This is a genomic window from Bacteroides ihuae, assembly GCF_900104585.1.
GTDB lineage: Bacteria > Bacteroidota > Bacteroidia > Bacteroidales > Bacteroidaceae > Bacteroides > Bacteroides ihuae.
The window spans coordinates 51,634-66,099 of the sequence record NZ_FNVX01000006.1 but is presented as its reverse complement, the minus strand read 5'-3'; the positions used below and the strand labels follow the sequence as shown (position 1 = coordinate 66,099).

Genomic DNA, 14,466 nt, shown 5'->3' with positions numbered 1-14,466 from the left:
GTGGAGTATAGAGGCCACATCCGTGAAGCGAAGAACAGAAACCGATTTTTTTCTGTTAATAATGCTTTGATGACAAGCTAGATAACCTGTTTGTAGATAACCATACGCATAAACTTCTTCTCCTGAACTTCTTTGATCTTTTTCCTTCTTGTTATTGAGGTGGATTTATGGTTCAAAATAGGATAATACTGCAAATTCCTCCTTTCTTAATTATATTTGGAGTTAAGTATTGTTTTGCATTGTTAAATTTGTGCTTACTTATTCATGAATAAATATGTTTAATCTTAAAGTTTATAACTAAATGAAAAAACAAAAAACTTTTCATAGACGTATGAATGTACAGCTATCAGCGCCACGTTATTACTGGGCGGCTCGGCTTGCTGTTCTATTTCTTGCGTTTTATTATCCCAGTTCAAACAAAATATTTGCTGAGAATTTGGCGGTTGAAATATCTCAGCAAAGTTTGCAAAAGGTAGTAGGAACGGTTAAGGATTCCAAAGGAGAACCCGTTATTGGAGCCAATGTTTTAATTGAAGGAACTACAACTGGGACTATCACTGATTTAAATGGTGCTTTTTCCCTTCAGGTACCTCAACGCGCTACTAAATTAAAAGTCTCTTTTATCGGTTTTAAAGATGAAATAATTCCAATAAAACGAGGAACTTCTATGATGATTATCTTAGAAGATGATACTCAACTCTTAGATGAGGTTCAGGTGGTAGCGTATGGAGTACAAAAGAAGGTATCTATTACTGGTGCTATCTCTTCAATGAAAGGAGACGATTTGCTAAAAACTCCTGCTGGTTCTATCTCTAATATGCTTTCAGGTCAGGTGACAGGTATTTCCTCTGTACAGTACTCTGGTGAACCCGGTGCTGATGCTGCTGACATATATGTGCGTGGTATTGCTACTTGGAACGATGCTTCTCCTATTATTCAGGTAGATGGTGTAGATCGTGATTTTTCGCAGATTGATCCGAATGAAATTGAAAGTATTACTGTTCTGAAAGATGCTTCTGCAACTGCTGTATTTGGTGTACGTGGTGCCAATGGAGTTATCTTGATAACGACGAAGCGTGGTGCCGAAGGTAAAGCTAAGATTTCTTTCTCTACGTCAGTTGGTGTCAATATTCTGACTAAACAATTGGATTTTGCGAATTCCTATCAGTATGCTTCATATTATAATGATATGCAGGTTAATGATGGAGGAATACCTACTTTTAGCAATGAACAGCTAGAAAAATTTCGTACGCATTCTGATCCGATTCTCTATCCAGATGTAAATTGGTTAGATTACTGTATGGAAAGTTCTGCTTTCCAATCGCAACATAACGTAAATATCTCAGGAGGTATAGATAATATGCGCTACTTTGTTTCTGCGGGTATGTTTACACAGGCAGGTATGTTTAAACAGTTCAATGCTACAGATAATTTTAATTTTGACTATAAGCGTTATAACTATCGTGCTAATTTGGATTTTGATGTTACTAAGTCTACCTTACTATCTGTCAATATTGGTGGGCGCGTTGAGAGTAAACGTACACCAGAATCTGGGGAAGATCAGAACCAATTGTTTCGCAAACTTTATTGGGCTGTACCTTTTGCTGGTGCAGGTATTGTCGATGGAAAACGTGTTGTTTCTAATACCGACTATTTGCCATTCACAGGCTCCGATGGTCTTTCTTCTTATTACGGAAAGGGCTTTCGTAATACGACCACTAATGTTTTAAACTTAGACCTTGCACTCAATCAAAAACTCGATTTCGTGACAAAGGGGCTATCAGCTAAACTAAAAGGTGCTTATAATACTGAATATTCAAATAAAAAAATAGCTAGTTCTTCAAAAGCTTCTTATGTACCGGTTGTGCAGACTGATGGCTCCATTGCTTATCGGAAAGATGGTTCCGACTCTCAGTTAAGTTACAGTGAACCTGATGATCAATTTAGCAAAGCGCGTGACTGGTATATGGAGTTGGCGATGAACTATGCTCGCAAATTTGGTGACCATAATGTGACAGGTTTACTTTTATACAACCAATCAAAGAAATACTATCCAGGTGGTACTTATAATGATATTCCTTCGGCTTATGTGGGTTTAGTGGGTCGTGCCACTTATGATTGGAGAACACGTTATTTGGCTGAATTTAATATTGGCTATAATGGCTCAGAAAACTTTATCAAGAGTAAACGCTACGGCGTTTTCCCCGCTGGTTCTATTGGCTGGGTAATTAGCGAGGAGTCTTTTTTTAAACCAGTAAAAAAGGTAGCTAACTACATGAAACTTCGTGCATCAATAGGTGTCGTTGGTAATGATAAATCAAACAATCAACGCTTCTTATATATGCCTGATGCATATCAACTTGGGGGGAGCTATTTCTTTGGAACGAATATTAATAGTGCGAAGCCAGGTGCTTATGAATCAACAAAATCTTATGCTGATGTGACATGGGAAAAAGCAACGAAGCAAAACTATGGCTTAGACGTAACATTCTTGAAAGAACGTTTAAATCTCTCTGTAGATTACTTTTATGAAGAGCGTAAAGATATACTGATGAGTCCGGATTATCTACCTGGCATTTTGGGTATGAGCCTTCCTGTCGTAAATGTTGGTAAGACTGAGAATAAGGGTTATGAAATTCAGGCGAAATGGAATGATAAGATAGGTAAAGATTTTCGCTATTGGATCAATGGAAATCTTTCTTTTGCACGTAATAAAATTGTGTATATGAACGAAGTGGCACAGAATGAACCGTGGATGTATAAGACTGGCCGTGTAATTGGTTCTCGCTCTATGTACAAGTTTTGGGGATTCTACGATGAAACAGCAGATGTTCGTTATGAAGCTGAATTCGGAAGAAAGATAGCTGACCATGGTATTACGTTGGCTCCCGGTGACTGCGTCTACACCGATCTAAACGGTGATGGAAAGATTACCGGTGATGATGCTACTCGCAACATCGGCTTTACGGATGCACCCGAATATACTGCTGGTCTGAATGCAGGATTCAATTGGAAGAATTTTGATTTCTCTATGCAATGGACGGGTGGTTGGAATGTCGATCGTATGCTGAGCGAGTTTCGTCAACCTTTGGGCGATACCTTTAATAAAGGGTTGTTGCTTTATCAATATGAAACTACTTGGCGCTCTTCCGAAGATACGTACACTGCAAAATATCCTCGCATCTCAGGTTTACATGCATCTAATAACTATGCTGGTTCAGATTTATATTTGATCGATGCTAGCTACCTGCGTTTGAAGAGCATAGAAATAGGTTATAATTTTGATCTCTCGTTCATGAAGAAAATGAAAATGAATCAATGTCGTCTTTATGTAAACGGTTATAATTTGTTGACCATCACGGGATTCAAATGGGGTGATCCTGAATCTCGTCAGAGTGATCGACCGAACTATCCGTTGACTCGTGTATTTAATGTTGGTTTAAAAGTTGGATTCTAATACTTTGATAAAATATGAAACATTTTAGTAAATGGTTTATTGGTGCATTCGTTGGAGCTACTATAGCTACTTCGTGTGTTGATGAAATAAAATTTGGTGATAGCTTCCTAGAGAAAGCTCCGGGCGTTGCTGTTACTCAAGATACAATTTTTGGAAAAGCAGATTATGCCAGACGGTTTTTATGGAATACATATAGTAAGCTTTATTATGGTTTGGCTACTAATTGGAATACGATTGATGGTAAAATGAATACTGGTATGTTCGAGGCCCTCTCCGATTGTTGGCATAGCCACAATTCTTGGGACGGGCTTAACCGTAAATACTATTCAGGCTCTTACAAAGCTAGCGATGAAGACGATGCAGACGATAGCCGTTTTGGTTATACAAAAGAAAACTGTTGGGTAGCCATTCGTGCTGCTTGGTTATTTATCGAGAATGTGGGACGTGTGCCCGATATGGAGGATGCAGAGAAAACTCGTTTGGCAGCTGAGGCAAAAGTAATCATCGCATCGCGTTACTTCGATTTATTCCGTCATTTGGGTGGTTTGCCAATTCTGGAGAAATCGTATGATGTAGCTGCTGCTTATGAACTTCCGCGTGGTACAGTAGAAGAAACGGTGAATTTTATGGTTCGTTTATTGGATGAAGCAACGGTTGTTCTTCCCTGGGATTTGGAAAATGATGGCGAATCGAACTGGCAGGGGCGTTTTACCAAAGCGGCTGCGATGGGGCTGAAATGTAAAGTTTTGCTTTTTGCAGCTAGCCCTTTGTTTAATGATAGTCAACCTTATTGTAATGAAGAACCTCAGGATGCTGTTACTAATCATCAAGTATGGTATGGGGCATACAAACCTGAATTATGGACACAATGTTTGACCGCTTGCGAGGATTTCTTTTCAGAGTTGAATACTAGAGGTCATTATGGTCTAATTCAACCTAGCGGATCTTCTGTAGATGCCTATCGCGCTGCTTTTAATACAGCTTATTTTATTCGTCAGGATAATACAGAACTTTTAATATCGACTCGTATTATTGGTAAATACAATTGGGATTGGTGGTATTATTGGGGCGACTGGGTTGGCAATGGTGGGTATACTCCTACTGAGGAATACATGGAAATGTTTCCGATGGCTGATGGTAGTCCGTTTAGTTGGGGTGATGCTACAGTAGCATCAAATCCTTTTTTCACCAATAATGATTATAGTAAACCAATTCGTGATCCACGTTTATACGAAACGATTCTTGTAAATGGAGCCAAGTATAGTGGGCGTGCTGTAGAATTGTGGTTGGGTGGTCGTGAAAATGTTAGCAGTACCGAAAAAGAAACAGGTATATATGCTACAGGTTTTGGTCTCTATAAATTTTATAAAGAAGGTAAGAGCAGCTTGGCCGGTAATTATTTAGAATGGCCTTATTTGCGTTTATCCGAAATGTATTTGATTTATGCAGAGGCACTATTAAAAAATAATAGGCTATCTGATGCCATCGATCAAGTAGATAAAGTTCGTGCCCGTGTAGGTTTGAAAGGTTTGGCCGAGGTTAATCCTACTGAAAATTTGAAAACAGATGCAAATGCCTTGATGGAAGAAATCCTTCGCGAGCGTGCTTGTGAATTGGGCTTAGAAGATGTTCGTCTGTTTGATATGGTTCGAAATAAACGTGCTGATTTGTTTCAAGCACCTTTGCACGGTTTGAAGATTCAACGTGCGGACGGTGGTAGTGGTTCGTGGTCAGATAAAAATGCAAGTGTACGGGGTGATTTTCCGACGAAGTTTACTTATACGAAATTTGAGTTAACCAATAAATCCCGTTCTTGGTGGACAAATTTTAGTCCAAGATGGTATTTATCAGCCTTCCCACCTTCGGAAGTAAATAAGAATTATGGATTAACTCAAAATCCCGGTTGGAAGTAATGGCCTGATCATTGACTATTTTAAAACTGAATAATATGAAAAAAAAGATAATAGCTTTAGCGATGCTTGCTTGTGCCAGTTTAAACAGTTGGGCTCAGGATGATAATAATGTTACCGGTAGGGTTGTGGATAAATGGGGTAACCCAGTGTCTGGGGCGCTCGTCTCTATAGTGAGCAATCCGTTGGTGAAAGTACCCACTGATAAGAACGGAGAATTTGAAATTCTGGCTACTAAAGAGAATACCCTGAAAATACAGACGGCAGATGATGCTGTGAAAATAGTACTTGTGGCAGATACTGGCAAGGCAATGACTATTGTAATGGACTTTGCTACCGGAAAAGTAAATTACGGTTTCGGATTGCAGCAAACTCTTGCCGAATCAACCGGCGCTGTCTCTACGGCTCATGCTGAAGAGATCAATAATCGTTCTGCTTTGAGCATTGGTAATTCATTATATGGCAATGCGCTTGGTCTTACTACAATGCAAAAAACGGGCGCCACTTGGGATCAGATGCCTTCTATGTATATCCGTGGTCTGAAGACTCTAAACGGAAACAATGGCATCCTCGTCGTGGTGGATGGGTTGGAACGAGATAATGCTTGGAATGTTTTGAACTATATTACTCCTGAAGAAGTGGAGTCGGTAAGCGTGCTTCGTGATGCTGCTGCTTTGGCACTCTATGGATACAAGGGAGTGAATGGCGTTTTGAACATTGTGACTAAACGAGGAAAGTATAAATCAAAGGAAATTAATTTCAGCTATGATCATGCTATCAATTGGCAAGCACGGAAACCTGAAATGGCTGATGGATACACGTATGCAAATGCCCTAAATGAGGCTCTGACAAATGATGGAAAGACGGTGCGTTATTCACAGAATGAATTGAATGCTTTCAAGAGTGGTAAGTACCCATCTCTTTATCCGAATGTAGATTGGTGGGAAGAGACTTTCCGTGATAGGGGAGCATCTGATATAGCTACGTTGAGTTTTCGCGGAGGTAGTACGAGAATGCGTTATTACACGATGCTTAATTTGCAAAATAATGCCGGCTTTATTGCTAATGCCAATACAAACGTTGGATATTCTACTCAGGAGAAATTCTCAAAAGGTAACTTTCGTACTAACCTTGATGTGGAACTGACTCCGAAGACGAAGATGCAAGCTAATATAATGGGAGTACTGAATGAGTTTAGCCGTCCGGGACTTGGATCTGATAATCTGATTGCAAGGCTTTATTCTCTTCCGTCTGCTGCATTTCCTATTAAAACCGAAGATGGCCTTTGGGGAGGTAATGCTACATGGAATGGATACAATAATCCGGTAGCTTTAACTCAGGCACGTGCTTATACAAAAGCGCATACTCGTGCTTTGTATGCTGATATGTCTTTGCGGCAGGATTTTTCTGATATAACAAAAGGTTTGGGCGGAGGTATCCGAGTGGGATATGATAATATTGCTTCATATTGGGAAAATCACTCAAAAGATTATAAATATGGTAGTAAAACTGTGACAGCTTGGGAAAATGGGGAACCGGTGGAATTCAATACTTACACAGGTGGTGCTAACGGTGAGATGAGTGGAGATAGTAAACTTGATTGGCAGTATCGTTCGTTTAATTTCCAAGCCAATGTCGATTATCAACGTCAATTTGGTGCACACAACTTGTACACGATGCTCATGTACAACTATAAATATGATAATGCGAAAGGAACGAATAAGACCTATTATTCTCAGAATGCAGCGTGGTACACACACTATGGTTACAATAATCGTTATTTTGCTGATCTGACCTTAATGAACTCGGCTTCTAATGTTTTGGAAACAGGTAACAAATGGCATCTTTCTCCTACTATTGGGTTAGCATGGCTAATCTCTAATGAAAATTTCATGAAAGATGTCCGTTTTGTTAATTTTCTTAAATTGCGTGCTTCTTTTGGTATATTGAATACAGATAATATTCCGTACAATGGTTATTGGAACGAAACTGTTACTGGAGGTAATGGATATCCAATTAGGGATAATTTTAATAATGATGGTAGTTGGCAAGAAGGTGCTTTGGCTTCATTGAATGGTACTACAGAAAAAGCTCACAAATACAATGTAGGGTTTGATGCAGTACTGTTTAAAGGACTTACACTGACGCTAGATGGATTTTATGAAAGACGTTCAGATATATGGGTAAGTACTGCAGGTAAGAATTCATCTGTATTGGGAGCTTCAAGTTCTTATGAAAATGCAGGTATTGTGGATAGTTGGGGTACTGAAATAGGAGCCGATTATACGAAGAGAATAGGCAATATTCAATTTAATTTGGGTGGTAAACTGACTCTCTCTAAAAATAAGATCATTGAGCAGTTTGAATCTCCTCAAGCTTACAATTATCTTCGCTCTACAGGAAAATCACTCGGACAAATTTTTGCTTTGCAAGCTGTTGGTTATTTCGTAGATCAGGCTGATATAAACAATAGTCCGACACAACAGTTTGGACAAGTAAAACCCGGTGATATCAAATATAAAGATGTCAATGGCGATGATGTTATTAACAATAATGATTTTATCGCAATGGGCTATAATTCAACTGTTCCTGAAATTTATTATTCCTTCAATTTAGGCTTTGAATGGAAAGGATTAGGCTTTGCTGCAATGTTTCAGGGAGTGGGTAATTATACTGCAGTGTTAAACACGACCAGCGTTTATAGACCCTTGGTGGGAGATGCTACTATCTCTAATTATTATTACGCCAATCGTTGGACGCCCGAGAATCCAAATTCTCGCTTCCCCCGACTAACTACAGAGTCGGTTGACAACAATTTGAAAAATAGCTCTGTATGGTTGGCTGACCGTTCGTTCCTAAAACTACGAAACTGTGAAATCTTTTATAAGCTTCCTGCCTCTTTCTTAGGTAAGGTGAAGATGAAAACAGCGAAGGTTTATGTCAGAGGCGTTGATTTACTCTGCTTTGATAGTATTGATTTGAGTGATCCGGAAGCAATGGGTACGTCTTATCCGGCGACGCGTTCGGTGAATGTGGGTTTGGCAATCGGTTTTTAATAGAAAAAAGTAAAGATATGAAACTGAAAAATATATTTTTAGGTTTAAGTTGCTTGCTCACTCTCGCAGCATGCAATGATGAGATGGATTATCATGAATATACCGTTTATGGTAAGGACTACGTATTTACTGATTTTACGCGTACAAATGGTTTTGTAACCAATATTTATAGTTATTTGGATGCCGATTTACCAGCTGTAAACTCTCTTTGTTCCGCCAGTGATGAATCAGAAAACGCATGGTCCTGGGCTGGAATACATGACTTCTATAATGGCTCATGGAGTCCGCTTAATCCTTATTCTCTGTGGAACTATTATTCAGCGATTCGTTCCGCCAATTATTATTTGACAGAATCTCCAAATGCGGATTTCTCTGAACTTAAATTTGATAAGGATTATCAAGCTCAAATGAATCGCTTTAATCGTTATCAGTATGAGGTTCGTCTCTTGCGTGCTTATTATTACTTTATTTTAGTGCGTGCGTATGGAGATATACCTTTTACTACGGAAGTTTTGACCGAAGATGTAGCTAATATGATGACTCGTACGCCAGCTGCTACTGTTTTTGATTTTATCGTCAGTGAGTGTGATGCTGTTGCTGATAAGCTCCCTGTAAACTATGCTAATTTAAACGATGATGCTTCTAGTATAGGAAGTCCTGAAACTGGTCGTGTGAATCGTGGCACAGCATTAGCTCTAAAAGCGCGTACTTTACTTTATCAAGCAAGTCCGTTATTCAATGCTAATAATGATCTTACTTTATGGAAAAAAACGGCTCAAGCTAGTAAAGTTGTGATTGACTATTGTGCCTCTAACGGCATTAAGCTGGGTAAATATTCCGCTTTATGGGGAACCGATAACTGGAAAGCTTCTGAAATGATTTTTGTACGCAGGCTAGGGGATACAAATGCTCCTGAAGTGTACAACTATCCGGTAGGCATGGAAAATGGCAATTCGGGCAACTGCCCTACTCAGACTTTAGTAGATGCTTATGAGATGAAAAATACTGGTAAGGCATGGAATGAATCCGAGAGTGGTTATGACCCGCAAAAACCTTACACAAACAGAGATCCACGCATGGCTATGAGTATTGCCGTGAATGGAGATAAGTGGCCTAGCACGAATCCTAATCCTTTGGAAATGTATATTGGCGGTAGAAATGGACTTCCTATTTCAGGGGCTACACCAACAGGTTATTATCTGAAGAAATATTTAGACGGTACTACAGATCTTAGTTCAGAAACAGGTAGTGGTGGTAAACGCCATAGCTGGATTACTTTCCGTTTGGGTGAATTCTATTTGAATTATGCTGAGGCGGTGTTCAAGTATTTAGGTTCGGCAGATGCGACTAGTGAGGAATTTATGATGTCGGCTTCCAGTGCGGTAAATGTTATTCGTAATCGTGAAGATGTAAAGATGCCCAAGTTTCCGGAAGGTCTTTCGAATACTGATTTCTGGACTAAGTACAAACGTGAACGTATGGTAGAATTAGTCTTCGAAGGACATCGATTCTGGGATGTGCGTCGCTGGAAGGAAGGCGATCAACTAAAGAGTATTGTTCGGATGGAAATAACGAAGAATGGTGATACGTACAATTATAAGCGTGTGATAAAACAACGCAGTTGGGATGACAAAATGTATCTGTTCCCCATTCCTGATGTGGAGAGAAGAAAAAATCCTAATCTGACTCAGAATCCGGGATGGTAATTTAAGCCTGAACAGTTTAATTAGTAAAAGATGAAAACCATGAAACTAAAATATAGATATGTAGTGACAGCCTTGTTAGTGATACTGACGAGCGGATGTGACAATAAAATAGAGTTATTTGAGCAGGCAGGGTCAGTTGTACCTCCTGCTGCTATTGAAGCCGAGGCTGTAACGTCACAAGCTTTACCAGGACAGATTTCTTTGAAATGGGAAGCTCCTAAAGGAGATTTTTCTTATTTGAAGATTAAATATTATGATCCATTGACGCAAAAAGATATTTATAAAATTGCGTCTAAGGCTACAACAGAAATGCTGATTGACAATACTCGTGCTCGCTATGGTACATATAAGTTCTACTTTCAGACTTTTAATGCAGCTCATCAAGGAGGTGAAATTAAGACTATTGAGGCAACGTCTGGTGCAGCTCCTTCTGTTACTACAGTAGGGAAGAAAACAAAGATTGCTTTGACTGCTGATCAATTGAGCACGAATGCTCAAGAACCGACTGAGGGGCCTATAAAAAATATACTGGATGGTACAGCCAGCACTTTTTTTCACACTCGTTGGAGCTCACCTCAAATAGATTTACCTCATTATATTCAAGTAAACTTTAAAGAGCCTCATACCAATTTTAGTCTTTACTATATGAATAGAAATGACACATGGACTACTTCAGCTCGTGCAAGTACTGTTGAATTGCAAATAAGTAATGATGGTCAAAATTGGGAGACAGTAACCACTCTCTCTGGATTGCCTAGCGCAGCAAGTGCTGAATATAATTCGAGTTATGTGGTTCCCAATAAAACGTTTACTTATTTTCGCTTTAATGTGATAGCTACAAGTGGAAATACAAAGTATTTTAATATGGCCGAATTTGCGATGTATGATGTAGAATTGAGTGTGTATGATCCGGAAAAGGATGAGGCTAATTAATTTAAAATACGGAATGAGAATATGAAAAATACAGGAAAATGGATTGCAGGTCTATGCATCCTCACAATTGCCGTTAGTTTTAGCGCTTGTAAGGATGATGAGGATGGATATAAGGGAAGTTTAGATTTATCATTGCTTTGTTTAAAACAAGCTAAAGATGCTTGGAATGGTGTAGAATCTAATGTATCAATGAAAATATCGGAGTCAGCAAAAGCTGATACTGTTATTGACTTGACTCTTGCACTTTATCAGAATAAGGTTGTAACACAAGATGCTACGGTAGATATTGTGTTGAATAAAGATTCGCTTGCTACTTTGATTAGTGAGGCCGAAAAGGGTGGAAAGTATGAGAAAGCAAAACTTCTGCCAGATGGTTATTATGAATTGTCTTCAACTAAATTATCAATTTCTGCTGGTGAAAAAGAAGGCTCTGCTGTTAAGCTTACTATTCATAAAGGAAAATTGCTAGCGGATGATCTTTTGAAGAGAAACGGAATATTTGTATTGCCGCTTAAGATACAAAGCTCAACCTCGTATGCTATTAATAATAAAATAAACTCTGTGATGTTGATGTTTAGGTTTGCCGATTTTGATGAGACAAAACCTGACCCGGCTGCTCCAGAAGAAGAGAAAGATGGCATGAAATTGCTTTGGAATGATGAATTTAATAATGCGGGGGCTCCTAATGTGAACTACTGGAATTTTGAAAAAGGTTTTGTGCGCAATGAGGAGTTGCAATGGTATCAAGGAGAGAATGCAGAGTGTAAAGAAGGCGCTTTAGTTATTAGTGGTAAAAAAGAACGTATTAGTAACCCTAACTATGTAGCAGGTAGCAGCAATTGGAAAACGAACCGTGAATATGCTGAGTATACCTCTACTTCAATGACGACTCACAGTAAATTCGATTTTCAATATGGACGTCTTGAAGTACGTGCTAAGATACCTACTGCCAAAGGAGCATGGCCAGCTATCTGGACTTTAGGAAACTGGTATGATTGGCCTTCATGCGGTGAGATCGATGTGCTTGAATATTATTTAATTGGTGGTGAGCCTCATATTCTTGCCAATACAGCTTGGGGTACTGATCAGGCATGGACTGCTAAATGGAATTCTGTAAAAACCAAGTTTTCTGAATTTGTAGCTAAAGATGCTGATTGGGCAAAGAAATATCATATTTGGCGTATGGATTGGGATGCAAATGAAATCAATCTATATGTGGATGATGTATTATATAATACAACTAAACAATCTCAAACTCAGAATGGATCGGCAGCTAACTATACTTGGCCTTTCAAGCAAAAACACTATGTACTCTTGAACTTGGCTATTGGTGGTAATGGTGGAACTCCAGATGAAACGGCTTTCCCGATGAAGTATGAGGTAGATTATGTACGTGTATATCAGAAAGTAGAGTAAGATATTGATTTATAGAAACAGTAGGTCGAGAGGCTTACTGTTTTTACTAAAAGCTAAATGTTATGAAAATGTATAATAGGTATTATGTGATATGCTTTGCCATATTGCTTGAATTTATGTTGCCTCTTTCTGTTTTCTCACAAGAATGGAAATTGGTTTGGAACGACGAATTTGAGAATGAAGGCAGACCTGATAGTAATTCTTGGAGTTTTGAACAGGGCTTTGTGCGCAATGAAGAATTACAGTGCTATCAGGCGGATAATGCATATTGCAAAGGTGGTATATTAATAATAGAAGGAAGGAAAGAAAAGGTTTTAAATAAGGGATACAAAGAAGGAAGCACTACTAGTTGGAGAAATGCACGTGAATATGCAGAATATACTTCTTCGTCTATCAAAACGATAGGGAAGAAAGAGTTTCTGTATGGGCGGTTTGAAGTGCGCGCCAAAATACCTGTTGCAGGTGGGGCTTGGCCGGCTATCTGGACATTGGGGCGAGAGATGGACTGGCCTTCGTGTGGAGAGATCGATCTGATGGAATATTACAGAATTCAGGGTATGCCTCATGTATTGGCCAATGCTGCTTGGGGTACGGAGGGACGATATCAGGCAAAATGGAACAGTAAGAAGGTTCCTTTTACTCATTTCACTGAGAGAGATGCCGATTGGGCTTCAAAATTCCACATTTGGCGAATGGATTGGGATGAAAAGGTCATTAAATTATATTTGGATGATGAATTATTAAATGAGATTCCGTTGAGTGAAACGGTAAATGCTAGCTTAGGAAATTATAAAAATCCATTTAAACAGCCTCATTATCTACTGCTTAACCTTGCTATTGGTGGTGCAAATGGTGGAATACCAGATGATTCTGCTTTTCCGATGAAGTACGAAATAGACTATGTGAGGGTGTATCAAAAACAAAAGAGCATCCGTTCGGGAGAATTATGGCCGGATAATAATGGCGAACATATCAATGCTCACGGCGGTGGGGTGGTTTATCACGATGGGAAATATTATTGGTTTGGCGAGCATAAGAGTGCATCGACCAGTAGCGCTTTGGTGGGTGTGACTTGCTATTCATCTACTGATTTATGTAACTGGACGAATGAAGGGGTGGCACTTGCGGTGTCTGATGATGAGAATAGTGATATTATAAAGGGTTGCATCATTGAACGGCCGAAGGTGATTTATAATGAGAAAACAAAGAAATTTGTGATGTGGTTCCATTTGGAGCTGAAAGGCCGAGGCTATGATGCAGCTCGTGCGGCGGTGGCTGTAAGTGATCATGCGGCAGGACCTTATCGTTTTATTCGTTCTTTCCGGGCTAATGCCGGTATTTATCCGTTTGATATGCCTCGAAAAATACGTAATATAAAGCTTAATCTCGATAGCTATAAAGAATGGTGGACTCGCAACTGGTATGATGCGGTGGATAAGGGACTTTTTCTAAAAAGAGATTTAAAAGAGGGGCAAATGTCCCGAGATATGACTTTGTTTGTTGATAATAACAAAAAGGCATATCATATTTATTCTTCTGAGGAGAATCTGACTCTTCATATTGCTGAACTGAGTGATGATTATTTGGGTTATACCGGCAAATATATACGTGTAGCACCGGGTGGGCACAATGAGGCTCCTGCTATCTTTAAGAAAGAGGGAACTTATTGGATGATTACTTCGGGCTGCACCGGATGGGAGCCTAATGCTGCACGCCTTTTCTCTGCTACTTCTATTTGGGGACCTTGGAAGAAGCATCCTAACCCTTGCATCGGAAAGGACGCAAATATTACATTTGGTGGACAAAGTACATACGTTTTTTCTATACAAGGTGTTGCTAATAATTATATCTTTATGGCCGATATATGGAAACCTCGGAATCCAATTGATGCGCGTTATATTTGGTTTCCTATTCAGTTTGATAAGAATGGAACACCTTTTTTGAAATGGATAGATGAATGGATACCAAACTCTGGTCTTAAATAAAAA

The 14,466-nt window shown here is 39.2% G+C and carries 7 protein-coding genes; all 7 read left to right on the top strand.

Annotated features, from left to right (window positions below):
• The first annotated feature begins 301 nt into the window (after positions 1–301).
• The 7 genes from BQ5338_RS11165 (at position 302) to BQ5338_RS11135 (ending at position 14,463) form a co-directional block, all read left to right on the top strand.
• Entirely contained in the window at positions 302–3,457 is a 3,156-nt protein-coding gene (locus BQ5338_RS11165; protein ID WP_078063473.1) for a SusC/RagA family TonB-linked outer membrane protein, read from the top strand.
• Positions 3,458–3,471: 14 nt separating this feature from the next.
• On the top strand, positions 3,472–5,370 hold the full coding sequence (locus tag BQ5338_RS11160) for a RagB/SusD family nutrient uptake outer membrane protein (RefSeq protein WP_071146944.1): 1,899 nt from the start codon (positions 3,472–3,474) through the stop codon (positions 5,368–5,370).
• 35 nt (positions 5,371–5,405) lie between these two features.
• On the top strand, positions 5,406–8,423 hold the full coding sequence (locus BQ5338_RS11155; RefSeq protein ID WP_071146943.1) for a SusC/RagA family TonB-linked outer membrane protein: 3,018 nt from the start codon (positions 5,406–5,408) through the stop codon (positions 8,421–8,423).
• Positions 8,424–8,440: 17 nt separating this feature from the next.
• The gene (locus BQ5338_RS11150; protein ID WP_071146942.1) at positions 8,441–10,129 is read left to right on the top strand and encodes a RagB/SusD family nutrient uptake outer membrane protein; all 1,689 of its coding nucleotides are present in this window, start codon (positions 8,441–8,443) and stop codon (positions 10,127–10,129) included.
• A gap of 39 nt (positions 10,130–10,168) precedes the next feature.
• The gene (locus BQ5338_RS11145) at positions 10,169–11,062 is read left to right on the top strand and encodes a discoidin domain-containing protein (RefSeq protein WP_071147826.1); all 894 of its coding nucleotides are present in this window, start codon (positions 10,169–10,171) and stop codon (positions 11,060–11,062) included.
• A gap of 21 nt (positions 11,063–11,083) precedes the next feature.
• A complete protein-coding gene (locus BQ5338_RS11140) occupies positions 11,084–12,478 on the top strand; it encodes a family 16 glycosylhydrolase (RefSeq protein WP_071146941.1) in 1,395 nt (464 codons plus the stop codon).
• Between the two features lie 62 nt (positions 12,479–12,540).
• Positions 12,541–14,463: a family 43 glycosylhydrolase gene (locus BQ5338_RS11135; RefSeq protein ID WP_078063472.1), complete on the top strand. Its 1,923-nt coding sequence runs from the start codon at positions 12,541–12,543 to the stop codon at positions 14,461–14,463.
• Positions 14,464–14,466 lie beyond the last annotated feature (3 nt).